The following is a 24,558-nucleotide window of genomic DNA, read 5'->3' on the forward strand; positions in this document are numbered from 1 at the left end:
CGCAATCCGTGCCCACTGCGCGTCCGTCAACAAATAGTCCATGCCCAAATATACTACTTACTGTTAACACCTCCTAGCCACAAAAAAGCCCCGACTGCTTCCAGTCGGGGCTTTTTCGCTTTAGAAACCGGGTGGTTCCGCCAGCTTGTCTTATTCCACCACGAGGCGTTTCACCACGAGGCCGGCGGCGGTGCGGGCCTGCACCGAGTACACGCCGGCGGCCAAGCCGGTCAGGGGCAGCTCCAGGGTTTCGGCGGCGCCGACGGCCAAGGTGCGGGTGAGCACCGTGCGGCCCAGGTTATCCACCACCGATACGGCCGTGGCTTGCTGGCCGCGCAGGGCCGCGGGCAACAGCAGCGCGGCCGTGGCGTGGGCCGGGTTGGGGTACACCGTGGCCAGCTGCGCCAGCTTGGCCGGAGCGGCCGCCAGCACGGTCAGGTTCTGGGTCGAGAACACCACGGCGTAGCGCCCGCCCAGCGCCGCGTTGGCGGCCAGCTGCAGGCTCACCGACGGCGTGGCGGCCAGGTCGGTATAGGTGCCGTTGAGGGCATCGCGCAGGTAGGCGTGGTAGCCGGTGGGCAGGTTGGCCAGGTTGTCCACGGCCAGCGTGTAGGCGCCCGTGGTAGCGGCGGCCACTTGCAGGGGCAGCACGGCGTCGGCCCCGGTCAGGGCGGGCCGGCCGTCGATGGACAGAGTTTCGGTACCGGCTTCGGTGGCCAGCCACAGCCCGTTGGTGGCCGCCAGGAAGTGGGCATCATACGCCGCGTCGAAGCCAGCGGTGGCGCCTTGTTCGAAGTACATCACCGCCTGCAGGGCCGCGGTGGCGTTGCGCAGGGTGAGGGCCAGCTGCGGGCGCACATCCACGGCGGTGCGCTGGAAAAGGGTGTTGTCGTAGGTGGTGAGGCGGGCGGCGTTGGTGAAGTTCACGGTGCCCGTCTGGCCGGCGGCCGTCCGCACAAAGAAGCCCTGGGCCACGGGCAGCACGTTGGTGCCGCCGTTCACGCTCACGCCGTTGTTGTAGCTGGCGTAAGCCCCCGTGTATTGGCCGTTGCTCTTGAACACGTACAAAGCCGGTTCCATGCCCGAGGAGGCCGCCAGCACTGTGTTGTAGTCGATGGCCGACGGGTAGGGGTTGCCCAGGAACTGGTAGCCAGCGGTGGCCTGCGGGCCGCGCGCGAGGCCGGTGCGCGAAACCGCCCCGTTGTTGAGCGTGCCCACGAAATCGACCAGCTGCGAGGCATTGATGTTCACGGTGTAACCGGCGCTCACAATGATGGGGTCATTGAGGGCATTGGGCGACTGGAAGCCCTTGTCGAACTCCGGCGACGTGTTGCTCAGGCCCAGGCGCGACTGGTCGTAGGTGAAGACGTTGGGGAAGGTCGGGAAAAGCGGCGGCGTGGGGCTGGTGTTGTAGCCGGAATTCACCACCGGCGTGAAGCCCGCGGTGGCAAAGTCGGCCACCGTGTTGCCGTTCACCGGCGAACTGTAGTGGCGGTAGCCCGGCCCGTTATTCAGGTTAGACGTGATGTAGCGCTGCACGGAAGCCGTGCCCACCACCACGCCGCCGGTGTTCACCACCACTGCCGTGCCAGCTGCCGACGACAGCAGCGTCAGGGGCTGGCCACCGGTGATGAGGTTGCCGGCTTGCAGCAGCAGCACCTGCGTTACGCTCACGGCTTGGCTCAGCGTGACGCCCGCGGGGCTGCCAATGGCCAGGTTGAGCACGCGGCTGGGCAGGCCCGAACCCGTCACCTGCGCCTGAGGCACGGTGTTGGAGTAGCCATAGTTGGCATCGGGGCTGAACGTGCGCGTGCCGGTTACCAGCACCGCTCCGGCGTTGGTGCCCGTGGAGGTAATGCCGGCCGGGTCGCAAATCACCAGGTTGGCCTGCGCCTCGAGCACAAAGTTGCCGGAGCCCGTCAGCGGCTGGCAGTTTTGCTGCAGCGTGCCGCCGGTTTGCACCAGGAAGGTGCCGGTCACGGAGAGGGGACCGTTCAGGATGGCGTTGCCGGTGGCGGTCACGGTCACGTTGTTGTAGTTGCCCGATATGGATTGCGTCGTGCTCACGGTCAGGTCCGTCAGCGGGGCCGCCGCCGTGGTGAAGGCCACCGTGGCCGGCCCGGCCGTGGCGCCGCCGGCGCAGTTGCTCACAATGCTCACCGTGTAGGCGGTGTTGGGCGTGAGGCCCACCAGGTTGGCCGAAGTCGCGTTGGCCGGCAGCGTCTGGGTGGTGGTGGCCGGCGCGGTGGTCAGGGTATAGGTAGTGGCCGAGCCGTTGCCGGAGAAGGTTATCGTGGCCGAATTGCTGGTGACGTTGGTGGCCGTCAGGCCGGTGGGAGCGGCGCAGGTGGGCGCCGTGGTCGTGAACGTGGTGCTCACGGCGCTCGACGTGAGCAGGCCCGCAAAGCAATTGCTCACGATGCTCACCGTGTAGCTCGTGTTGGGCGTGAGGCCCGTCAGCACCACCGGCGAGCCCGTGGCGGTCTGGGTGGTGGCCGTGCCGCCGGCCGGCGTCACGGCCACGGTGTAGTTGGTAGCCGAGGGGTTGGCGGTAAAGGTGATGGAAGCGCCGGTATCGGTAATGCTGCCAGCCGCCGGGCTGGTGGGGGCATCGCACACGGGCGGCGCGATGGGCACGGCCACGTCGAACACGTTGAAGCCGGCAGACTGGGCCGTGGGAATCACGGTGCGCTTGTTGTCGACTACGCCCGTCGCCAGGTTCACGTCGAACACGTTGGTGGGCGAAATGCCGCTGCCGTTGGCCACCGCCGTCTGTATCAGGTAACCGGTGGTCGAGTTGTTGGCAATGTCCAGCCCCAGCGCCAGCGAGTTAGTCAGGTTATCAAAGCCGTTGAACACCAAAGCAGGCGTGTTGTTGATGAGGGTGCCCGAGGCGGGCGGGCTCTGCACTGCCAAAATGTTGCCGTTGGCTTTGTCGAGGTCGTAAAGTGTGGTGCTGGTGCTGCCAATGGTCGAATTGGTGTAAGCCGCCGTCACCACGCCCGGCGTGGCTGGCGTGCCCCCGGAATAGGCCAGCGGCGTGTCGGTAGCAATCAGCGAGCCGTTGACCGGGCTAAGGCGGTAGTTGTTGCGGTTGCTGCTCAGCACCCGGATTTGGTCCGCTACGGGATTGAAATCGAAGCTGATGTTGAAGACGAAAAGAGGATTAACGGGCTGGCCCAGGTCCAGCGACACGCCCCCTCCCACCGGCGTGACCGCCCCGGTGGACACGTTAACGGTGTAGAGCTGCGTATTTTTTACTGTATTAGTTGGGTCGAAGGCGATGGTGGGGTCGTAGCCCAGGCCGTACAGTTGGCCGGTGAGCGGGCGCGAGTCGATGCCCACCAGCCTTTGCCCGGGCGTAACGCCTACAACTTTCTTGGGGAAGTCAGCGGGGTTGGCGTTACCCCCGGCGTTGGCGGTGAAAAAAGTAATGATGCCCTGGTCACCAACGGCCGCGCCCGCCGGGAAGAACAGGCTGCTGTTGGGGGCGATGGGCTGCGTGGCGGTGCCGAGGCCGTAGAGCGTGGTGGCCTGGGCCGGCGCCTGGGCCCGGGCAGCGCCCGTGCCGGCCAGCAGCAGCGCGGCGCACCATACGTATCGGAAGTGCCGGCGCAGGGCCGACAGCGAAGGTAGGGATGTGTTCATTTATAACTATTTAAAGGTTGAAAAGGGCGAAATCGTTAAGCGCGAAAGGTTCGGAGTCATCGGCAGCACGCTTGCTGCCAAGGTACGTTAGCAAAGAAAAAACGAATGAGATTTGAGTGGTTTTAAGTCGCTGGCTCGGTGGGCATAGAGCCGCTTAGGCCAGTAAGCGAGATTTTTAGGGAGAAGTTGAAGGGTTTTTGGATTTCATAAGCCATTGAATTTACCGAAATCCTTTGAGAAAGGCCCGGTTAAGTGTGCTGCTAGTGCCCTCAGCTTAGCACCCGCACCGTGTCGCCCACCCGAATGACGCCGCCCTGGGCGATGTGGGCCGTGAGGCCGCCGTGGCCGCGCATGGCGTTGTAGCCGCCGGGGCCCAGCTCTTCTTCCATGCGGGAGCAGGGGTGGCACTCGCCGGTGATGTCGAGAATGACCTCTGTGCCAATTTGGATTTGGCGGTTTTTCAGAGCCAGCAGGTTCAGGCCGCTCACGGCCAGGTTGCGGCGCAGGCGGCCGGGGTCCACGGGCGCATTCAGGCCCAGAAAACCAGCCACCGCCGCCAGGTGCTCGTGCTGAATGAGGGTGACCTGCCGCTTGCCGCCCGCCTTGGGCCGGGCGTGGTCGCCGAGCAGGTGCGAGTCGGTTTTCAGCTCCGCTTCCGGCACCGCGAGCAGGGGCTCGCGCCGCAGCGGGCGCTGGCCTATCCATTCGAGGCGGCCGGTTTGGGGCAGGGTGGCCAGCAGGCGGGCCACGGTCGACTTATCATCGCCGAAGAAAGGGAATGGCATGCGCACGGGTACGCGGGCGCCGGGCCGGGGTTACAACTCATTGGGCGTGCCGAAGCCTTCGCGGATTTCCACGTGCCCAATCAGCCCGCCCAGGTAGCCGGCCCGGGCCAGCAGCCCGAAGCTGGCCACCGCCACCGCCAGCGCCGCCCACGCCATCAGAGCGGCCCGGGGCGAGGCGTTTTTGCGCAGTAGCAGGCCAAACAGGGCCAGCGCCGCCGCGCCTTCCAGCGTCCAGAAGCCCAGCTCGGCCGCGGCGGCGTGGGCCTGGATGAGGGCCCGGCTCACGCGGGGCAGCTGCTGGGCAACGGCCGCCGCGCCTTCGCCCGTGAGCTGGGCGGGCAAACACAGCAAGCCGGCCGCCAGCACGGCCACCAGCCCGGCGCCCACCACCGACGCCTCGCGCCGCAGCAGGCCCGCGCCCAGCAGCACGGCGGCGAACAGGCTGCCCACGATGGGCAAGTGGTTGACCAGAAGGTGCAGATGCGCTTGATTCATTCGAATAAAAAAGAAGGGCTGGCCCGACCGGGCCGGCAAAGCTACTTCGGTGGCCCAAAGCCGGTGGCCCAACGCAACCGTTGGGCCCCGGGTGCGACTCTCCTAAATTGAACTGCTACCCCCGCGAAATCGTTATTTCAGCAGCTCCGTCGGCGCCGGCCAACGCGACGTTTTCGTTGGTTGCCGGGCAATGCCGGGAGGGCGCGGCCGTTGTTGGAAAGCCCTGCTGGTCTGGTGGTTTTCCTGCTTTGCGCCGCAGTGGTTTGGGTGCCGGTGTTGGCTCAGTGCATTGATGCCAACGGCCAATTCTGGCACTTTGCTTGCCTAGATTTCAGTCAGTAGTCATTCACCTGTTGTCTTTCGCTATGACTTTCCTCCCCCGTTTTTTCCGCCGGCTCGCCGCTCCGCTGCTCCTGGCGCTTCCTGTTGCTTTTACCCCCAGCGCGCAGGCCCAAACGGCCCCGGCGCCCACCGATGTTATCCGCGAAATCACCGACGCGGTGGGCCTCAAAGCCCGCTTCGAGCTGCGGGCCACGCGCGACGTCGACAACGCCGCGGCCGTGGTGTACAACGGCAAGCGGTTCCTGCTGTATAACCCCGATTTTCTGAACGCTGTGAACCGCGCCGGGCACACCGACTGGGCCGGCATCAGCATTCTGGCCCACGAAATGGGCCACCATCTCAACGGCCACACCCTGCGCGCCGGCGGCTCGCAGCCGGCCGACGAGCTGGAAGCCGATGAGTTTTCCGGCTTCGTGCTGCGCAAGCTGGGCGCCAGCCTCGCCCAGGCCCAGGCCGCCATGGCCACCGTGCCCGACGACGGGGGCTCGGACACGCACCCCGGCCGCGCGCCGCGCCTGCTGGCCATCGGGCAGGGCTGGGAGCGCGCCAACGGCCAGATTGTGGCCAGTGCCAAAGCCGCCGCGCCCTCGGCTACTCCGGCCGTGGTGGCCGCCGCCCGCCTGCAGGCGCCAGTGGTGCGCCAGGCTTCGTATGACAATACGCCCGTGCGCCTTTTCCCCACCGAGGAGGCTGACCAGAATGCCCGTGAAATGGTGGCCATCAACCAGGCCAACGGCAACGCGGTGAAGCTGGTGGGCCAGCTCACGTTCCGCAACGACCCCAGCCGTCGCTACTACCTCACCAACGCCCTGAAAGTGGTGCGCGTGGACGACGAGGACAACGCCGAAGAAGTGGGCCGCATCACCCGCACCACCAGCGAAACCTTCCCCTACGTGCTGACCGACGGCCAGCAGCGCCGCCTGTTCATCACCGCTCGCGGCGATGTGTACGACAAGCAGGGCCAGCGCGTGGCCAAGGTGCACGACCCGTCGTAATGCCTGATAACCGGAAAATAGAAGGCCCGTCTGATAATTCAGACGGGCTTTTTTATTTCCGCTACGCTTGGCCGTTCTTTCGTGGGCCCATCTGCTATTCATAATCTATTTCATGTCCCAATTGCCGTTTTTGCTCGTCGACGCTTTCACCACCGAGCCGCTCCGGGGCAACCCCTGTGCGGTGGTGCTCGACGCCGATGCCCTGACGCCCGCCACCCGCCAGCGGTTGGCCCGGGAGTTCAACCAGTCGGAAACCGCTTTCGTGAATGAGGCCGCGCCCGGCATTTCTGAATTCACCGTGCGCTACTTCACGCCGGCCGAGGAAATTCCGCTGGCCGGGCACCCCACCATTGCCACGGTTACGGCCTTGCTGCACGCGGGCCGGGTGGCCCTGCCGGCCGATGGCTCGTCGCTCACGCTAACGCTCCAGCTGCGCGACGGGCCCATCCGGGTGGATGTGCTGCCGGGCGCCGCCGGCCAGCCGCCGTTGGTGTGGATGACGCAGCGCCGGCCCGTGTTCGGTGCGGTGCACGCGTCGGAAGCGGTATTGCCACTTTTCGGCCTCACGGCCGACGACCTGCTGCCCGGCGCGCCCATTCAAACCGTGAGCACGGGCACGCCGCAGCTCATGGTGCTGCTGCGCGACCACGCCGTCCTGCGCCGCGCCCACGTGGCCGATGCCGCCGGGCTGGCCGCCTACCGCGCCGCGAGCGACTTTTTCAGCCCGCACCTGTTTTGCCTGGGCGGCGCCACGGCCGCCGGGCACACCTTCGCGCGCCACTTCGGCACCCCGCCGGACATTTCCGAAGACCCCGTCACTGGTTCGGCCACCGGCGGCATGGCGGCCTATCTGTGGCACCACGGCTACCTGGCTACCCCCGATTTTGTGGCGGAGCAGGGGCACGACATGGGCCGGGCCGGCACGGTGCAGGTGCGCGTGCGCGGCCCGCGCGAGGCCATTGAAGCGGTGCAGATTGGCGGCACGGGCGTGGTGGTGCTGGAAGGCGGGCTGCGCGGGGATTTGTAGGCGCCCGCGTGCAACTTGGCGGAGGTTTGGGCTGTTGACGAGAACGAAGAAAAGTAAAAAGACCGTCATGCTGAGCTTGTCGAAGCATCTCGCGTGCTGAAGTAATTCAATCGTATGATTTTACTTCAGCACGCGAGATGCTTCGACAAGCTCAGCATGACGGTCCGTTTGTCCAGCACGACGTTCTACATAACAACGCAACCGCCGCCAATCCCTTCTAAATGCCCGAATTACCCGAAGTCGAAACTTACCGCCGCTTTATTGACGAGCTGGCCGTAGGCCAAACCATTGCCGCCGTGCAGGTAAACGATGCCCACGTGCTGGCCACGCCCGAAGACCAGTTGCGCGCCGGCCTCGTGGGCCGCACCATCACGGGGACCAGCCGGCTGGGCAAAAACTGCTTTCTGGAGCTGGACAACGGCCAAGTGCTGGTGCTGCACTTTGGCATGACCGGCGACGTGGGCGCCTACCGCGACGAGCCCGACGCCCCGCGCTTCACCCGCGTGGCCTTGCACCTGGAAGATTCCGGCCTGCGCCTGGCCTTCATCGACCCGCGCAAATTCGGCCGCATCCGGCTGGCCGACAGCGCCGCTGCGCACCAGAAAGCCAAGAAAATAGGCCCCGATGCGCTGGAAATAACTGCGGCTGAGCTGCACCAGAAGCTGGCCCGCCGCAAAACGCTGCTCAAGCCGCTGCTGCTCGACCAGAGCATCACCGCTGGCCTCGGCAACTGGATAGTGGACGAGGTGCTGTTTCAGGCCAAAATCCACCCCGAGCGGCTGGGCGCCAGCCTGTCGGAAAAAGAAGGCAAAGCCCTGCACCAGGCCGTGCAGCTGGTGCTGAACACGGCCATCAACCAGGAGGCGAATTACCGCCACTTTCCGGCCAGCTTCCTCATCCACGCCCGCGAGTGGGACACGTCGGCCACGCCCGCCAGCGACGACGCCCACACGTTTTGCCCGCGCCATCCCAAGGTGAAAATCGACAAGTACTACGTGGGCGGCCGGGCCACCTACACCTGCCCCAGGTGCCAGCCCACCCCGCAGCCCTGAGCTCGGTGCGCAACAGCCCGGCCCGGCTGGCGCTGGCAATTTCCATCCAACAAAAAGCCCCGCCGGCACTACTGCCAGCGGGGCTTTTTGCAGAATAAAAATTCCTGAAAACGCTAGTCACGCACCACGCGCTGCGTGAGTACGCCATCGGCCGTCAGCACCCGCACGGTGTAGACGCCGGCTGCCAGCTTGCTCAGGTCCAGCGGAACCGTGCCGGCCGCCGTGCCGGTGTGCACTACCTGGCCCAGGGCATTGAGCACGGTGAGGGGAGCGGTTTTGGCCGCAAGTCCGCTCAGTTCTACCGTCAACTGGCCGTCGGCGCTGGGGTTGGGGTACACGCGCAGGCTCACGCCGTTGCGGGTGGCCGTGGCGGTGGCCGTCACCACCGAAGGCACCGAGGTGGCCGAGCAGCCTGTGGAGGCCGTGACGACCACGGTGTAGCTGCCACTCAGGCCGTTGGGCAGCGTGAGGGTGTTGCTGCTGCCGGGCGCGCCCAGCGACGTAGTGCCCAGGAAGAACTGATACGTGGCGCCCGCCAGGGGCGAGGCCGTGAGCTGCACCCCACCGCCGGCCAAAGCCGTGGCCGTGAGCGTAGGCGTCACCACCCCAAACTGGATGGTGATGGTGCTGGAAGACGTGACCGTGCCGCAGGCCCCCGGCGTCGTCACCGTGTTCACAATGGTATACGTGCCGTCGCTGGTGCTGCGCGCCAGGTCGATAGCACCCGTGACCGGGTCGAGCCGCAGGCCCCCGCCCGAGGTGCTGAACGTGCCCGCCACTGCGCCGGGAGCCAGCACCGGCGTCACGGTGGTGGGCGCGCCCGTGCAGAAAATGCCCGCCGGGTACGCAAAAGCCGTGACGGGCGGCGCCACCAGCGTGAGCACCACCTGCGCCGGCGAGGTGCAGGGCGCGGCCGGGCCGGTGGGCGTCAGCGTCAGGGTCACGGTGCCGGCCGCCACGTCGGCCGCCGAGGGCGTGTAGGTGGCGTTGAGCGTGGTGGCGTTGGGCGAGAACGTGCCCGTGCCGCTGGTCGTGTACACCGCGCCCGTGGCCGTGCCCGCAATGCTGCCGGCCAGCTGGTAGGGCGCCTGGGCGCAGGTGCTGGCGGCGGCCACGGGCAGCGCAGCCACCAGGCCCGGTGCCACGTTCACCTGAATGGGCGTGCGGGCGGCGCTCACGCACTCGTTGCGGAAGGTCAGATTGAAAAAGCCGTTGTAGGTGGTGTTGGCGTAGCTGGGCGAGATAGAAAGCGTGTACGAGCCCCTGACTATCAGCACGCCGCCGGCAGCAGCCAGCGGGTAGGTGCCGGTGTAGGTGGCGAAGCGTCCCAGGCCGCCCACCGTGGTGGACAGCTTGTATTCGCCCGGCGCGAGGGCGTAGTTCAGCGGCACCGTGAGGCGGGTGCCCACCTGGGCCGCCGTGATGGCCAGGGTCACGTCGGAGCCGGGCACGGCCGTGGCATTGCCCGAAGGCTGACTGCCGCTCACCGAATACAGGCGAATGATGAGCGTGCCCACCGCCGAGGGGTACACGTCGGCAGTCGTCAGCACCCCGGCCTGCGTCACAGCAAAGCCCAGCGAATAGTCGGTGTTCGTGGACTGCTGGAACGTGCCGTAAGTCGAGCTGTTGTCGGGCAGGCCGCCCACGCTAGTGGTGGCGGCAAAAGCTTCGGCGTAGTAGGTGGCACCGGTCGTGAGCGGCGGCGTGGTGTAGGGGTTGCCCGAGGCCACGGGCGTGCCGCCGGTGGCCGCCGCGAAGTAGCGCACCGAAATGCCCGCTGGCACCGTGGCCGACAGCGTGGCCGAGCCGCCCACGCAGGTGCTCAGGGGGGTAGGGGCCGTCGAAATGACGGGGTTGTTCACCGTCACGGTCACCACGTTGCTGAAGGCGGTGTTGGCGTTGCAGGTGGCGCGGGCCCGGTAATAAGTGGTGCTGGTGAGCGTGGGCGTGATGTAGGTGGCCGCCGTGGCCCCGGCAATGTCGGTAAACGTCACGTTGTCGGGACTACTTTGCAGCTGCACGTTGCCCCCCACCGAGCCGCTGAGCGTGAGCGTGGCGGTGCCGCTCTGGCACAAACTCACCAGCCCGTTGTTGGCCAGGGTGCCGGCCACGGGCTGCACGGCAATGCGCGTGGTGGGCGTCGGCAGGGTGTTGTTGGCCGCTTTGAGGTCGCCGGTGGCCGTGGTGGTGATGGCGAACGAGTAGGTGCCAAGCGGGGTCATGTTCAGCGTGCTGCTGAAGGTGAAGCTCTGGGTGGCCCCGCTGGCCAGGGTGCCCGTGCTCACGGTGCCCGTAAGGGTTTGGGTGGCGCCGCCGGGCAGCGTGACCACCACCGTCACGGTGGTGGGGTTGGCGGCAAAATTGAGGGCGGCGGTGCCGTTGTTGCGCAGCTGCACCACCACGGGCTCGGCCGGGCCAAAGCAGTTGGCGGCCGCGGCCGGGCTCAGCAGGCTCACCGGGGCCACGTCCACGGCCTCGGCCGTAAACTCGTAAGCGCCCAGGTCCGGGGCCGTGCCGCGCGGGACACCCGTGAAGTCTTCCGTGACGCGGGCCAGCGGCGTGCCGGCGTTGTTCAGCAGCACGTTGTCGGGGGTGAGGTTGCCGGTGCCGGCGCCGTTCACCACGGGGTCCGTCGACACGCTGTTCTGGTCAAACGCGCCGCCGTTGGCCGTTTGCCAGTTGGCCAGCGTGGTGTAGGTCGTCGTGTTGTAAAGGCCCACGCTGCCGCCGGGCACGTACACGTCGTTGTAGTTGCTGGTGGTGGGCACGGTGTAGTACAGGCCCACTTTGGCGCCGGGCCCCGAGCGGGTGATGCTCACGATGTTGTTTTTGACGTCGGCACTGGCGCCGGCCGAGGTATTATAGATGCCGTAGGTGACGGCCGAGGTCGTAGCTGCCTGATTGTCCGAAATCAGGGTGTTGTGGTAAATCCGGGTGTTGGCGGCGCCCGAATTGTAAATCAGGTACTGCAGGCCGTTGCCGGTCAGGTTGTAAAACAAGTTGTTCACCACGTCGTTGGGCGTGGCGGCCGTGGCGCCGGTGCTGGTGGCAATGTAAATGCCGTACACGAGGTTGGTCGACACGGACGCGGACGTGAAGGGGTCGTGAAAGCGGTTTTTCTCGATGGCCTGGCTGCGCGAGCCGCCGAACGTGTAGATGCCATAAAACGGCCCCGAATTGCCGCGCAGCGGCCGGCTCAGGTCGTTGCCAATAAACCGGGCGCCGTCCTGGTAGCCCGTGTAGATGCCGTAAGTGTAGAAGTCGCGAAAGGTGTTGTTGCTCACCACGTTGCCCGTGTTCAACGACGCCGTGCCGGCCCCGAACATCGAAAGGCTGTAGAAGCCGCCGTTGATGGTGTTGCCGTCCAGCAGCAGGCCGTTGGCCGAGTTGCCGGTGGCGGTGGCGCTGCCCGTCGAGCCGTTCACCACCACGCCCGCGTAGCTGGTGGACGTCGAGTTCAGGCCCGCGTTGATGACGTTGTTGGTGATGCGGTCGTTGTCGGCGGCGTTGGTCAGCAGCACGCCGTAGCCGTAGGTGCCCAGGGCGGGTGCCGTGGGGCCGCCCGTTGCGTCAATCACCAGGTTGTTGATGGTCACGTAGTCGCTGCCGTTGAGCTGCACCACGGCGCGCCGGAAGGGGTTTTCCGGGGCAAACTGCAGGGTGGTGCCGTTGCCGTTCACCGCCACGGTGTTGGTGGCGCTGCTGCCGGGTATCTGGTTCAGCAGCAGCTGCTCGGTGTAGGGGCCGTTGCTCACGGCCAGGGTCACGGGCCCGCTCACGCCGTCCAGGTTCAGGCGGGCGGCCGCGTCGGCGAAGCTGGCGAAGTTGGTGCCGCCCGTGTTCAGGCTTTTGTTGATGGTGTAGGCGCCGCTCAGGGGCGTGGCCGCGCGGGTGGTCAGCGTCACGTTGTCGAGGGCCACGGGCGGCTGGGTGCCGCCGCCCAGGTCGTTGCGCCACGTGAACACGAGGCGCTGCGTGGTGCCCGCCACGCTGGCCGGCACCGGCAGCGAAGTCCGCCCAAACGTCGCCTGAAAATTGAGGTTGTCGCCGATTTGCAACGCGCCCGCCGTGCCGTTCACCAGCGCCGAGCCGGCGGCGGGCGTCACCGTGCTAGGCACCACAAATACCTGCAGAAAATCGACGGTGCCCTCGCCGCCCGCCTGCCAGTCGAAGCTCAGCAGCACCGCGCCTTCGCCTGCCGGAAACGTCACGTCGCGGTAAAAGTGCGTCACCGAGGCCGTGCCCAGCGTGTAGGCGTTGGTGGCGCCCGCGTCGTTGCTGATGAAGGCCGATTTGGTGCCGGCCGTGGTGGGGCCGTTGCCGCCCGCCGTGCCCACCACCCACTGGTTGGGCTGGGTGCCGTTCACGGCCGTGAAGCTGTTGGTGGTGCCTTCAAAGGTTTCGCTGAACACGATGGTTTGCGCCCGGGCACCCAGGCTGCTCAGCAGCAAAAGCCCCGCCCCGAGGAGTTGAAGGGGCCGCCGCACGCGCCCTGAAGCGCCAGTGAGCGGCCGGGTTGTTTTGGGAAGTAAGAATGTTTGCATAGATGAGAATGAGGGAAGGGAAAAAGGGTGGAAAGGCAGCAAAACCCAGCTACACGCCAACGGCGCCTGACCTGAGTAAATGCTTATTAGAACATTTCAAGAAAAGTAAGTACTCAGCCTCCGGAAACCAAATTGTCTGGTCACCACACTGCTTCCCCCACGCCCGCCAACAGCCCGCATTGCGAGAAAGCGGAAAACCTGCCCGTGAGGGCTCCGGCGGCAACCAGACCAGACAACCGCAAAATGGGAGGAGCCTGTTTGCGCTGGCTTCAGCGCATGTCGCCGAGGCTGCCCGCCACGATAAAGATGCCTGAGCACGCCCCGAAACCGATGATAAGCACCAGCAGCGTGCTCAGGAAATAGGGAGCCGCCCCCACGTCTTCCGGCCCCCGGGTCAGGTGCACAAACGCCAGAATCAGATTGAGCAAAGCCTGACCCAGGTAGACAAAACCGAACAGAAGGATGGCCGAATCGTCAATAAACTTGGCGGCTAGGCCAAGCAGCACGGCCGCCGCCAGCAAGACCAGCAGGTTGTTGCGGATGATGCTGCCGAAGGTGGGCTTGTTCATAAAAAGCAGACGGCTCAAAGTGGAACAATACCGGCGCGGCGGGCGCGCCTACGGGCCTGCCACGGCGCTTGGGCCAGGCTGGTCAGCCTCTCACATGCGAATGGCCGCCCCGGCCAGGCACGCCCCGAAGCCGATGAGCCCCACCAGCAGCAGGCTGAGCCAATAAGCGCGCGTGTTTTCCGACGATTTGCTGAACAGCGCCGCCAGCAGCAGCACAAACAGGTGCACCCCCAGCACCAAAGCCATCATAATCACAAACCCCATGTCCGATTCGCGCCCGCGGTTCAGCAGCCGCAACGCCACGGCCAGGGCCAGCATGATGCCGAGATTAATGCCGAGAATGCGCTGGAAGGGCGTTTTCATAGGAGAAAGGATTTAGTTCATGGGGCCCATGTTCGACAGCAGGATGCCGCAAATGCCCGCGCCAATCAGCAGCAGCAGCAAGGCCGACAGGAAAAACGCCAGCGCGTAGTGCAGCCGGTTGCCGGCCAGCAGGTTGATGAGGCCGGCCACGCCGTTGATGAGCACCAGCACGCCCACTGCGCCCGGCAACAAATTGACGCCGCCCATCACGGCCACTAGCAAGAGCAGCCCCAGGTTGATTACCAGCGGCCAGGTAACGGGGTTTTTATTGTCGGGCGCGGGCGGTGGGGGAGGAGTTTGCATGGCGAAACGGAGCAGAAGGCGCGCCGCCGGAAGCGCGGCCGGGCGCAGTTATCAATAGGAGCCGCCGCACATGCTCCAGCCAATCAGCAACAGCACCAGCCCGATGAGTGCAGCGATAAGGCAGCCATTCATTTTGAGCTGCTGGTCCGGGGGCGGCGGAATAGGGGCGGAAGGCTGCATTACACCACGCCGGTGCGTTCGGCCCGCAGCTCTTCCAGCCGCGCCAGCTTTTCCTGGTCTCGATAGAAGATGTTCATCGTCTCAAACGGAATGATTTTCAAGTCCTTGCTCACAATGTGCACGCAGGATTTTTTCACGGCGCGCACGTCGAAATTGTGCGCGTCCATGAACTGCAGGATGATGATGCGGAACAGGTTTTCGTAGCCCAGGTTAGGCGCCGACACCTGCGGCAGGCAGCACAGCAGCTGGTTGATTTCGGGCACCACCGTGTCCACGGTGTTGGCGGTGCTGAAGAGCTTGAGCATGTGCTGGCGCAGGCGCGGGTCGCGCTCGTACACAATGGTGTTGCTGCTGTTGCTGAGCAGCTCGGCGGGGTCGATGTAGCGGGTGAGGGGGAAGACTTCGCCGTCGAGCTTCAGGGCGTAGGCCATGGCCAGGGCGTCGGGGTTGCAGGGCACGGGCAGTAGGTCCTGGGCCGAGAACACCGGGCTTTGGTCGATGATGCCCTGGCGCACTTCGGTGAGCGAAAACGAGTCGGTTTCGGGGTTGAAGTTATCGAGGCGCCCGGCCGCCTGCGTGGGCTGAAACGTGACGCCGCGCACGCAGCGCTGCTTCAGGGCGTAGTCGATGATGTCGCCCATCTCGTCATCGTTCAGGCCTTTCTGCAAGGTCACCACCAGCGTGGTGCTGAGGTTGTACTTGTTCAGGTGCTCAATGGCCTGTTTCCGCACCTCGCGCAGGTCGCGGCCGCGCATGGTCAGCAGCACGTTTTCGCGGAAGGAATCGAACTGCAAATACACCTCGAAGGCGCCCGCGTAGGTGGCCAGCCGCGCCACGAAAGCCTCGTCCTTGGCCAGGCGCACGCCGTTGGTGTTCACCATCAGGTGCTTGATGGGCTTGCGCTTGCACATGTCCAGGATTTCCCAGAACTGCGGGTGCAGCGTGGGCTCGCCGCCCGAGATTTGCACCACGTCGGGCTCGCCTTCGTTTGCCACCACCAGGTCCACCATGGCTTCCACTTCTTCCAAGGAGCGGTGCCGGCCGTGGGTGGGGCTGCTTTCGGCGTAGCAAGTAGGGCAGGTGAGGTTGCAGCGGTCGGTTATCTCGATGACGGTGAGGCAGCTGTGCTGCTCGTGGTCGGTGCAGAGGCCGCAGTCGTAGGGACAGCCGAAGTGCGTGGCCATGTTGAAGCGCCGCGGCGTCTCGCTGGGCTTCACGTAGTTGCGGATGCTCTTGTAGTACTCAATGTCGGTGGCAATGCGCACCTTCTGCCGCCCGTGCTCGGGGCAGCGCTTGAGCATGAACACGTTCCCGTCCTCGAAGACGATTTTGGCCTCGATGCGGCGCAGGCATTGCGGGCAGAGGCTGAGCGTGAAGTCGTAGTAGGTGTAAGGACGTTCGGGCATGGAAAGGAAGGGAAACCGGGATGTGAGCGGGAAGGTAATAAAAAGCCGCTAGCGCAGCGCTTGCTGCACTTCGTAAGCCGTGATTTGGCGCGGGTAATTCGCGTAATAAATATTGTCCTCGTTCAGCGCGTAGCCTTTCGCCAGCGCCTGCTGCGCCGTTTGAAAGCAGCGTTTCGCGGCTTCCGCGTTGCCCTTGGTGCGGTGCACCAGCCCAAGGTAATAATTGGCTTCGGGGTGCTGCGAATAGGCTTTCAGGCATTGGGCCAGGGCTGTTTTCGCGGGCTCGTAGCGCTTCATTTCCAAGTTCAGCACGCCCACATAAAACAACGTGTTGAAATGCACGTCGCCGCGGCCGTCGGCGCCGCGCTGCAACTGCACATCGCGCTGAAAACACGTTTCTGCCTGCGGGTAATGACCCAGCTCCAGCTCACACAAGCCCTCAAAAAACGCGTAGGTATGGTCCATCTCCCGGCCGTTCGGCAGCAGCCGCGCTATTTGTTGGAAGTCGATAATTGCGCCCGCATAGTCTTTGGTGAAGATGCATTTCAGGAAACCGCGGTAGGCCAGCCACTGCTTGGGGTCAAGCTCCGCGGCCTTGTTTTCCAGGGCAAAGGCCGCTTCGTACTTGCCGTCTTTGATGAGCGGCACGGCTTTTTGCTGGTAAGCTACTGCAATGCCGGGGCAAATGGCAATCAGGCTGTCGCAATACTGCGTCCAGCGCGGGTCGTTGTAGCTGAAACGTTGCGCGCCGTGCTCAATGTACTTGGCCACCAGGCTGTCCTGATAGCGCTTATTGCCGCACGGAGAAATAGCGGGCAGCCGCGCAGGTCCCGACTGGCAATGGCTCGCCACCGGCGCCACCAGCAGGCTAAGGAATAACGGCCACCACTTTCCCATCGGTGATTTTGAAGCTGAGGTACGCGTAATAATTAACCAGCTGCCCACTGGCGCCTTTGGCTACGCGCCACTCCGTGAGGGTTTTCAGAAAGCCGTACAGCTCGCTCACCAATTCCGGGTGGAAATGGTAGCGCTGGTAGGCGGCGTCGGTTTGCAGCACCTGCACCCGCGGCAGCCGCCGCGCCTGGCAGTCGATGATGAACCGAAACGTGACGTAGCCGCTGCCCTGATACGCCCGGTGCTGGCGCGCCAGAAACGCCTGCGCCGCCTGCCGCAGCGTCTCGGAGCTACGCGGGTATTTGCCCGCCACGTTGTAGTAGCGCGTCATTATGGCCTTAGCGCAGGGCGAGTGGCGGGTGCTGGTGGTGTCCATATACTCGCCGTCGGGCAGCGCAATGGTTTGGCCTTTAGCAGCAAAGCCTAGAAGCAATAGGCTGACGGTGCAGATGTGCCTCATGCTGCTATTCACCGGGCAGCGTTGGTGCTGAGAAGGCTGAGCGTGAAGTCGTGGTGGGCGCAAAGACTTTCAGGAATTTAGGAGAATATAAATACCAAAAATTAATATCAGCTCTTTGTTAAAGCATGAATTTATCCTGGAGCCTAGATTTTATTTTTTCTGTGTAAATCTTATTCTCTGTAAGTTCTAATAAGTTTCTAAGCTCGCGGCCGCTTTTCGTAAATTGAATCAAACGTACTTGTTGTCCTGCCAAATCTATATTTAAGGGCAGGCCAGCATAGTTTACTTGCTCAAACACGATGGAATCATTTTCTCTTTTAGAATAGTTAAGCATCAGCGTTTCAGCAGAGCGAATCAACCCTGCGCCATCCAAATCAAATAAATCGTCATACGATATATCATAATCATTTAACGGGCCTATGTTTTGAAATGCAAAAACGTTGGGATGTATTATATAGCAACTAGTACCGTCGTCAATGGATAAATTGCTTAATCGTTGAAAAGCGTTGCCTATATCTGATGTTAGTACAGATAATAGTTGTAGGGTGTATGGGCTAATGCATCCAGGATTAGTGACTTCTTTTGCTAGAATTCTAGAGAGTATTTCTTGAACATCATCCCTGCTTTTTGTTTCTGATAAATTCCAGAATTGTGTTAACCAATCCTCATCAATTTTTTTGTCTTCTATTCGATTGCCTTCCACATCTTTCAAGTGCCCAATCATTTTTACAGCGACTTGTTCTCTGTTAAACTGTTGCTCAACTATCTTTCTGCCAAAGTGATAAAATGCCCTGTTGGCTAAGTCGGAATCAGTGTTAAATAATTTTGTGGCTGAATCTGCTGCTGCTGTGATTAATTTGGCCTTGGCATCTCCTTCAGCTCTAATTATTTTCGAGTGTTGCTCAAAATAGGCAACAGGTATATCTGAGGCACTTGTAATAATCTTGCCCAATCCTGTTGATAAGGCTGTAAGTACATTATTCTTTATGAAGTCAGGAATTGGCATGCTTTTTACAAGTTCCCAAAATCCTTTTTCCCCTTGCTTATCCATATCAGAGCTGGTTGTCGTGCTTAAGGGCTACAGATAGCCAAATATAATACCCCAGCCCTGCCACGCAGGCCCACTGTATCGCAGTGAGGCCCAGCCCCGGCAGCGCCGCCGTGGGCTTGATGAACTCCACCAGCAGCCGAAACAGCAAGTAGCCGCTCAGAAACAGCTGAAACCGCCGCCCATCCGCCAGCGGCCGGCGCCGTTCCAGCCCCCACAGCAGCAGCGCCAGCGCCCCCAGAAACAGGATTTCGTACAGGTTGGTGGGGTGGCGCCGGACGCCGTCGCCAAAATCAATGCCCCAGGGCAGGGCCGTGGCGGTGCCGAAAGTGCCGTCTTCGAGGCCGCTGAAGAAGCAGCCGAGCCGGCCGATGCCCAGGCCCAGCAGGATGGGAAACACCATGAGGTCGCCGCTGCTGGCCGTCACGCCCAGGCGCTTTTTGGTGAGTTCCACGCCGATGAGCCCGCCCAGGAAGCCGCCCACGATGGTTTTGTTGGTGGTGTAGTAAAGCCAGCCGCCGGGCGGGTGCGCCAGCAGTTCGGGGTGCTCCAGCAGGCCCAGCAGGCGCGAGCCCAGCAGCGCCCCGGCGGCGGCACCCACGAAAATCCACTGCCGGTGCGCGCTGCTGATGCGGTCGGGGTGGCGGGCGCGCAGGTGGGTGTAGAGGCGGTAGCCGAGCGAATAGGCCAACACCTCGCACAGCAGGTGCACAGGCAGGCGCGCGGGGCCCAGGGCCAGTTCAACGGGAAAGTGCATGCGGCGGCAAGGTACAGATACAGCAGACTCAACGAAGCGCAAGCTACACCCGCCGCCGCGCCTTTTTGGCTGCTCTGCTGATTCGATTTACGCAAAAAATGTGCAGAGGTAATGTCCTTTAATGCGAAGCGCTAATAGCTGTAAACTAATAGGTTATTGGGGAGAATGACGCCCGGATAAAGTCTGAAAAATTCGACTATTTAATTTGTTTCCAAAGGCCAGGCTGGTACTATTGAGGCGGTTGTTCGCATCACTTAAATCGGCTGACTCATGAAAAATCTTTTCGCGGTTGCATCTCGGGTGCCCGGGCTGCTGGGGCTGTTTCGGCGGCGGCGCGTGGCGGCGGGTGTGGCCTGGCTGCTGCTCGCGGTTTTTGGCCCCTTGGTAACCGGCTGTAATTACTACCGCACCGACAACAAGGCCGTGAGCAAGGAAACGGTGAACATGCTGGCCAATGCCAAGACCTTCGTGGTGCACCAGGGCGAAGCCAACTGGGTGCTGCGCAACCCGCGGCTCAACGGCGAAACGCTGGAAGGCACCCAGGAAGCCATTGCCGGCCCGCTCGCTAAATACCAACAGCTGCCCGACCGGCGCCACGCCCCGCGCTACCTGCGGAAGGAAAGGGACGTGGTGCTCAACATTGTGCACGTCTACCTTACCGAGGCCCCGGTGACGGCCGGCGACCGGGTCAGCATTCCCTTTTCGGCCATTCGCCAAATAGATTTGGTGGAGCAGGACACGGGCCGCACCCTGGCCTCCTACGTCTTTGGCGGGCTGGGAATTGCGGCGGGCGTCTTCGCGCTGCTGGCGGTCATCGTGGCCCTCACCAAAAGCTCGTGCCCCTTTGTGTACGCCCACGATGGCCAGCAGTACCGCTTCGTGGGCGAGGCCTACGGGGGCGCCATTTTCGCGCCGGCCGAGCGCGACGACTACCTGCCGCTGCCCAATATTCAGCCCGAAAACAACCAGTACCGCCTCAAAATCAGCAATGAGCTGAAGGAGCGCCAATACACCAACCTGGCCGAGCTGTGGGTGGCGCAGCACCCCGCCGGCACGCAGGTGCTGCTGGACCAGCGCGGCCACGTGCAAACCCTGGCCGCGCCGCTGCCGCCCACCCAGGCCCGCACCCCGGCCGGCCAGGATTGCACCGCCCAACTGCGAGCCCCTGACGACAACGCGGTGTTATTCAACGAGGAAATTGCCGGTAATGCGCCCAACGAAGTGGTGCTGACCTTTGCCCGGCCCGCGGCCGCCCGCCACGGCAAGCTGGTGCTGCGCGCCCAGAACTCGCTGTGGCTGGATTACCTCTACGGCCAGTTCATTGAGAAATTCGGCGGCGCCTACAACGGCTGGGCCGGCCAGCAGAAAACGCAGCCCGCCGCCATCAACCGCCAGTGGGCCCTCGACCAGGGCATTCCGCTGCAAGTGTACGTGGACGCCGGCCGGGGCTGGCAACTGGCCGAAAGCATCCCCACCGTGGGCCCGTTGGCCGCGCGCGACGTGGTGGTGCCCCTCGATTTCGGCGCCCAGGCCAGCCCCACAGTGCGGGTGAAGCTCGCCTGCGGCTTCATGTTTTGGGAAGTCGACTACGCCGCCCTCGACTGCAGCCCCAACGTGCCGGTGCAGCTCGAAAACTGCCGCCTGCAAACCGCTCGCACCGAGCGCGGCGCCGACGCCCGTGCCGCCCTGGCCGCGCCCGACACGCTGCGCCTCAAGCAGCTGCACGCCGGCACCGTGGTTGACCTCACCTACCAATGCCGGCTGCCCGCGCCGGCGGCCGGCACGCGCCGCAGCGTGTTTTTGCGCACCCGCGGCTACTACGAGCACGTGCGCGAGTTCAAAGGCCTGCCCAACCTTCCCGAGCTGTACGCCTTCAAAAAGCCGGGTCGCTTCATCGAATTCTCGAAGGAGAAATACCACGACGCCACCGCCCAAAACAACGCCCTCGCCACCACCAGCCGCTAATTTTTATGGAAGCTGCCCTCATTGCCGATATCACCTACGTGCCGGCCGCCGCGCCCCCGGTGCCCGTGCCCAGCCTGCCGCCCGTGGTGGTGGGCTCGAAGGTCCGGCGCGCCTTTGTTTTCGTCCTTTTCTATTTGGCCGAAGTACGCTTGTTGTGGCGTTTTCTGCGCACCCCGGCCCGGCTGAAACTGGCCGCCGCGCGCATCAAGGAGCTAAAGCAGGTGTATTATGGCAACCTCAAAGTGCGGAAAGTGGCCCACGTGGCCGGCCGCTACTTCCGCGAATACCAGACGCCCGGCTGGCCCAGCGCCGCCTACGACGCCTACATCGCCACCACCGTCAACCGCCTCGTGCCCTTTCGCGGCGACGCCGACACGCTGAACCTGGTGTTTCTGGCCATCACCAAAAAGTGCCCGCTGGCCTGCGACCATTGCTTCGAGTGGGACGCGCTCAACCAGAAAGAAACCCTCACGCGGGCGCACATCCAGGAGCTGGTGGCCCAGTTTCAGGCCCGCCACGTCAGCCAGATTTTCTTCAGCGGCGGCGAGCCCATGCTGCGCGTCAACGACCTGGTGGCCGTGGTGGCCGCCGCCCGGCCCGGCACCGATTTCTGGGTGTTCACCTCGGGCTTCAATTTTACCCGCGCAAACGCCCGCCGCCTGAAGCAGGCCGGTTTCACGGGCGCCAGCATCAGCCTCGACCACCACGAGCAGGCCCGCCACAACGCTTTCCGCGGTTCGCCCGATGCTTTCCGGAACGCCATGCAGGCGGCCACCTACGCCAGCGAAGTGGGCCTAGTGGTCAATCTGGCCCTGTGCGCCACCCGGGAGTTCACCACCGAAGCCAACCTGCTGGCCTATGCCCGGCTGGCCCGGCAGCTGGGCGTGGCCTTCATCCAGGTGCTGGAGCCGCGCGCCGTGGGCCACTACGCCGGCCAGAACGTGGACCTGAGCCCCGCCCAACTGGCCCTGCTGGAAGATTTTTACCTGAAAATGACCTTCGGGCCCGACTACCTCGACTGGCCGCTGGTGCACTACTACGGCTACCACCAGCGCCGCATGGGCTGCGGCGGCGCGGCCGACCGGTTCCTCTACGTCGACACCGACGGCGACCTGCACGCCTGCCCGTTTTGCCAGAAGAAAAGCGGCAGCGCCCTGTGCGGCGGCAAAGGCGGCTCCCTCGACGATGCGTTGGCCGCCCTCAAAACGCGGGGCTGCCACCCGTTCACCCAGGCCACGATGTAGAAAGCCACCCGTTTTCGCGCCAAAGGGTCGGCCGCAAACAACTTTTTTTATTTTTTTTCGTGGTGGGCGGGTTTGCGCGGTCAGCAAACGAGGCTCAGGCTCAAAAGTAACTGGTAATCAAAAAGGTTATGGGCGGCGCGGAAGCAGTTGAGATGCCGAGGCAGGTGCCTGATTTGGTCGACTCATCGGGCCAGATGGCCGAGTAGGAGGGGAGGTGCTGCAATATTTTCGGCGTGGCTGGGGTTAACAACTCGGAAGCGACCTGCTGCAAGGGGCGCGACTAGCTGTTGGATTACCCACTTTTTATCCCGTTCCATTATGCTCCGCAACCTCTTTCTGATTGCCTTGCTGCTCGGCCTTTTTGCCAGCGCGGAAGCTTCGGCCGCCACCACCAAACGCACCCCCACCCGGAAGATTATGCCCGGCAACCACCGCCCGAATTACCGGCGCTACGGTCACCACGGCCTCTTCCACAATGGCTTCCTGGGCATCCATAGCCGCCGCCAAACCAAGATTTCAGGCTCTTCAGTGGGCAAAAAGCACCGCGGCACCTTATAAAAAGGCTTGGGGCGTTTCTTAAAGAAAGAACGTCATGCTGAGCGCAGTCGAAGCATCTCTACCGCAGTACTAAATGATTAATTAGTAAGCGGTAGAGATGCTTCGACTGCGCTCAGCATGACCGTTTTTAAGAAGCAGGGTTAGCTTAATCCGAACGGATTAAACTTCGTTGTTTTTCACCGCCGCTTTGCGCGTCAGCGCCGTGATAGGCGAGCGGGTTAACTCACTTTCGCTCTCGAAGCCGGTGCGGCGCACGTTGGCGGCGGCGCTTTCGCCGGTAGCGGGCAGGGCCCGGTTCATCCAGCTCAAGATGTCGGTGGTGGTGCCGGGCAGCAGGCCGTGGAAAGCTGCCAGAAACTTAGCCGGCAGCGAGAGGATGATTTCGCCGTCGCCGCGGCGGCAGGCGTTCCAGATTTGGCGGGCGGCCTGCTCGGCGCTCATCGTGAGGCCGGGCAAAGAGTCGGCGATGCTGAACCAGGCAAACTCCTTTTGGTGCTGGCCCTTCACCAAGGCGTGGTCGGGGCTGCCGGTGCGCAGCAGGCCGGGGCACACCGTCGTCACGCTGATGCCGTGCTGGCGCAGTTCGGCCCGAAACCCTTCGGACAAGCCCACCAAAGCGAATTTGCTGGCGCTGTAAGGGGCCATGTGCGGCAACGCCACCTTGCCGCCCAATGACGAAATGTTGACGATGCGACCCTGGCCACGCCGGCGCATGCCCGGCAGCACGGCCTGCATGGCGTGCAGCGGCGCCCAAAAGTGAATGGCCATGGCGTCCTCATAGTCGCGCGAATCCATGTTGTCGAGCGGGCCGCCGACGATGATGCCGGCGTTGTTGATGAGCACGTCGATGGCGCCGAGGCGGTTTTCCACTTCGGCCACCATGGTGCGCACCTCCACCTCGTTGGTGATGTCGCGGGAAAGGGTCAGCACGTCGGCTTCGGCGGCGCCGGCCAGCAGCAGGTCCTGGCGGGCGCGGGCCAGTTCGGCTTCGTCGCGGGCGCAAATGGCCACGCGGGCACCTTCGGCCACTGCCTGGCGGGCCAGCACGAGGCCCAGGCCGCGCGAGCCGCCGGTGATGAGCACGACGCGCCCGGTGAGGGCGTAGGAGCCGCGGCGGTTGCCCCACATGGTAGCGGCCAGGGCCGCCGCGCCGAGGCCGGCGGCCAGCAGCCAGTTTTTGGAAGTACGCTTGTCGTCTTTCATGGGGAGTTGTATGCCAAACCGGTCCGAAAGGTTGCACGGAGGAGGTTGCAGAGCCGGATTTTCGGCCGGGCCTGGCACGAATCGGGGTTGGCGGGGCGTTAAGGGCTGAAAGAGCGGCCTTTTCCGCCGATATTTACCCCGTCGCAGCCCCCTCTTTTTCTGTGATTGTGTTTCCACCCCCGTTTCCCATGAAAGTTCTTTTGCTCTCGTCGCTGCTGGCCGTGGCCGTCGCGCCGGCCGTGCTGGCCCAGGCCCCGGCCCCGGCCAAAACCACTCTCAAAACCAAGACCAAGCCGGTGGGCCAGGCCAGCATCAAAACCAAGACCAAAGCCGCCGCCCCCGCCGCCGAAGAACCCATGCCGCTGGCCGATGCCGCCATGGTCGATGCCAAAAGCAACGCCCTCACCACCAACATGCAGCAAAACCTGGGCCTCACGCCCCAGCAAACCGAGAAAGTGCGCGCCATCAACCGCCGCAGCGTGGATGCCGTCGAGTCGGCCCGCCTGCGCTACAAAACCGACCCGCGCAAGCTGGCCGGCGTAGTGGAAAGCGTGGGCAGCTCCCGCCTCTCGGCCATCAAAGACGTGCTCACGCCCCAGCAGTTTGCCAAGTACCAGCGCAAGCGCGAGGAGAAGATGGGCGTGCCCAACGTGCAGGGCGTGCAGGGCACCCCGCCGCCCGGCCTGGGCACCGGCGGCGCCGGCGGCGACCAGTAATTCC

20 protein-coding genes and 1 pseudogene are annotated in these 24,558 nt (G+C 63.7%); 7 read left to right on the top strand and 14 right to left on the bottom strand.

Annotated features, from left to right (window positions below):
* Positions 1-150: 150 nt before the first annotated feature.
* The 3 genes from I2H31_RS08100 to I2H31_RS08110 all read right to left on the bottom strand — a co-directional run bounded on the left by I2H31_RS08100 (position 151) and on the right by I2H31_RS08110 (position 4,928).
* Entirely contained in the window at positions 151-3,648 is a 3,498-nt protein-coding gene (locus I2H31_RS08100) for a DUF4394 domain-containing protein (RefSeq protein ID WP_196292526.1), read from the bottom strand.
* A gap of 269 nt (positions 3,649-3,917) precedes the next feature.
* Complete coding sequence (locus I2H31_RS08105; protein WP_196292527.1) at positions 3,918-4,433, bottom strand: MOSC domain-containing protein; 516 nt, start codon at positions 4,431-4,433, stop codon at positions 3,918-3,920.
* A gap of 30 nt (positions 4,434-4,463) precedes the next feature.
* Entirely contained in the window at positions 4,464-4,928 is a 465-nt protein-coding gene (locus tag I2H31_RS08110; protein ID WP_196292528.1) for a hypothetical protein, read from the bottom strand.
* A 365-nt stretch (positions 4,929-5,293) separates the two neighbouring features.
* Here I2H31_RS08110 and I2H31_RS08115 point away from each other — a divergent pair, with 365 nt between their 5' ends.
* From I2H31_RS08115 to mutM, 3 genes are all read left to right on the top strand, one after another.
* Complete coding sequence (locus I2H31_RS08115; RefSeq protein WP_196292529.1) at positions 5,294-6,265, top strand: M48 family metalloprotease; 972 nt, start codon at positions 5,294-5,296, stop codon at positions 6,263-6,265.
* 112 nt (positions 6,266-6,377) lie between these two features.
* Positions 6,378-7,292: a PhzF family phenazine biosynthesis protein gene (locus I2H31_RS08120; protein WP_196292530.1), complete on the top strand. Its 915-nt coding sequence runs from the start codon at positions 6,378-6,380 to the stop codon at positions 7,290-7,292.
* 221 nt (positions 7,293-7,513) lie between these two features.
* On the top strand, positions 7,514-8,344 hold the full coding sequence (gene mutM / locus I2H31_RS08125; RefSeq protein ID WP_196292531.1) for a DNA-formamidopyrimidine glycosylase: 831 nt from the start codon (positions 7,514-7,516) through the stop codon (positions 8,342-8,344).
* A 113-nt stretch (positions 8,345-8,457) separates the two neighbouring features.
* On the opposite strand, the gene I2H31_RS08130 is transcribed toward mutM, so the two are convergent.
* The 10 genes and pseudogenes from I2H31_RS08130 to I2H31_RS08170 form a co-directional block, all read right to left on the bottom strand.
* Positions 8,458-12,888: a beta strand repeat-containing protein gene (locus tag I2H31_RS08130; RefSeq protein WP_196292532.1), complete on the bottom strand. Its 4,431-nt coding sequence runs from the start codon at positions 12,886-12,888 to the stop codon at positions 8,458-8,460.
* A 269-nt stretch (positions 12,889-13,157) separates the two neighbouring features.
* Positions 13,158-13,457: a hypothetical protein gene (locus I2H31_RS08135; RefSeq protein WP_196292533.1), complete on the bottom strand. Its 300-nt coding sequence runs from the start codon at positions 13,455-13,457 to the stop codon at positions 13,158-13,160.
* A gap of 90 nt (positions 13,458-13,547) precedes the next feature.
* Entirely contained in the window at positions 13,548-13,820 is a 273-nt protein-coding gene (locus I2H31_RS08140; protein WP_196292534.1) for a hypothetical protein, read from the bottom strand.
* Between the two features lie 12 nt (positions 13,821-13,832).
* Positions 13,833-14,123 carry a hypothetical protein gene (locus I2H31_RS08145; protein ID WP_196292535.1) on the bottom strand — a complete coding sequence of 97 codons (291 nt, stop codon included), beginning with the start codon at positions 14,121-14,123 and terminating at the stop codon, positions 13,833-13,835.
* A gap of 179 nt (positions 14,124-14,302) precedes the next feature.
* A complete protein-coding gene (locus tag I2H31_RS08150) occupies positions 14,303-15,412 on the bottom strand; it encodes a radical SAM protein (protein ID WP_394368957.1) in 1,110 nt (369 codons plus the stop codon).
* 156 nt (positions 15,413-15,568) lie between these two features.
* Positions 15,569-15,709: pseudogene (locus I2H31_RS25880) on the bottom strand (radical SAM protein); the annotation flags it as partial.
* Positions 15,710-15,757: 48 nt separating this feature from the next.
* Positions 15,758-16,480: a tetratricopeptide repeat protein gene (locus I2H31_RS08155; RefSeq protein WP_196292537.1), complete on the bottom strand. Its 723-nt coding sequence runs from the start codon at positions 16,478-16,480 to the stop codon at positions 15,758-15,760.
* Between the two features lie 97 nt (positions 16,481-16,577).
* Positions 16,578-17,063, bottom strand: coding sequence for a hypothetical protein (locus I2H31_RS08160; RefSeq protein WP_196292538.1), 486 nt, complete (start codon positions 17,061-17,063; stop codon positions 16,578-16,580).
* A 118-nt stretch (positions 17,064-17,181) separates the two neighbouring features.
* Positions 17,182-18,114: a DUF2806 domain-containing protein gene (locus I2H31_RS08165; protein ID WP_196292539.1), complete on the bottom strand. Its 933-nt coding sequence runs from the start codon at positions 18,112-18,114 to the stop codon at positions 17,182-17,184.
* Position 18,115: 1 nt separating this feature from the next.
* Positions 18,116-18,868: a prolipoprotein diacylglyceryl transferase family protein gene (locus tag I2H31_RS08170; protein WP_196292540.1), complete on the bottom strand. Its 753-nt coding sequence runs from the start codon at positions 18,866-18,868 to the stop codon at positions 18,116-18,118.
* Between the two features lie 270 nt (positions 18,869-19,138).
* Here I2H31_RS08170 and I2H31_RS08175 point away from each other — a divergent pair, with 270 nt between their 5' ends.
* The 3 genes from I2H31_RS08175 to I2H31_RS08185 all read left to right on the top strand — a co-directional run bounded on the left by I2H31_RS08175 (position 19,139) and on the right by I2H31_RS08185 (position 22,635).
* Positions 19,139-20,833: a hypothetical protein gene (locus I2H31_RS08175; protein ID WP_196292541.1), complete on the top strand. Its 1,695-nt coding sequence runs from the start codon at positions 19,139-19,141 to the stop codon at positions 20,831-20,833.
* Between the two features lie 5 nt (positions 20,834-20,838).
* Positions 20,839-22,077 (top strand): radical SAM protein, encoded by a 1,239-nt coding sequence (locus tag I2H31_RS08180; protein ID WP_196292542.1) that lies wholly within the window; start codon positions 20,839-20,841, stop codon positions 22,075-22,077.
* A gap of 318 nt (positions 22,078-22,395) precedes the next feature.
* Positions 22,396-22,635 (top strand): hypothetical protein, encoded by a 240-nt coding sequence (locus tag I2H31_RS08185; RefSeq protein WP_196292543.1) that lies wholly within the window; start codon positions 22,396-22,398, stop codon positions 22,633-22,635.
* A gap of 159 nt (positions 22,636-22,794) precedes the next feature.
* Here I2H31_RS08185 and I2H31_RS08190 read toward each other — a convergent pair whose 3' ends face one another.
* Positions 22,795-23,838: an SDR family NAD(P)-dependent oxidoreductase gene (locus I2H31_RS08190; RefSeq protein WP_196292544.1), complete on the bottom strand. Its 1,044-nt coding sequence runs from the start codon at positions 23,836-23,838 to the stop codon at positions 22,795-22,797.
* Between the two features lie 188 nt (positions 23,839-24,026).
* Here I2H31_RS08190 and I2H31_RS08195 point away from each other — a divergent pair, with 188 nt between their 5' ends.
* Positions 24,027-24,554 (top strand): hypothetical protein, encoded by a 528-nt coding sequence (locus tag I2H31_RS08195; RefSeq protein WP_196292545.1) that lies wholly within the window; start codon positions 24,027-24,029, stop codon positions 24,552-24,554.
* Positions 24,555-24,558 lie beyond the last annotated feature (4 nt).

The organism is Hymenobacter ruricola, assembly GCF_015694525.1.
Classification (GTDB): Bacteria; Bacteroidota; Bacteroidia; order Cytophagales; family Hymenobacteraceae; genus Hymenobacter; species Hymenobacter ruricola.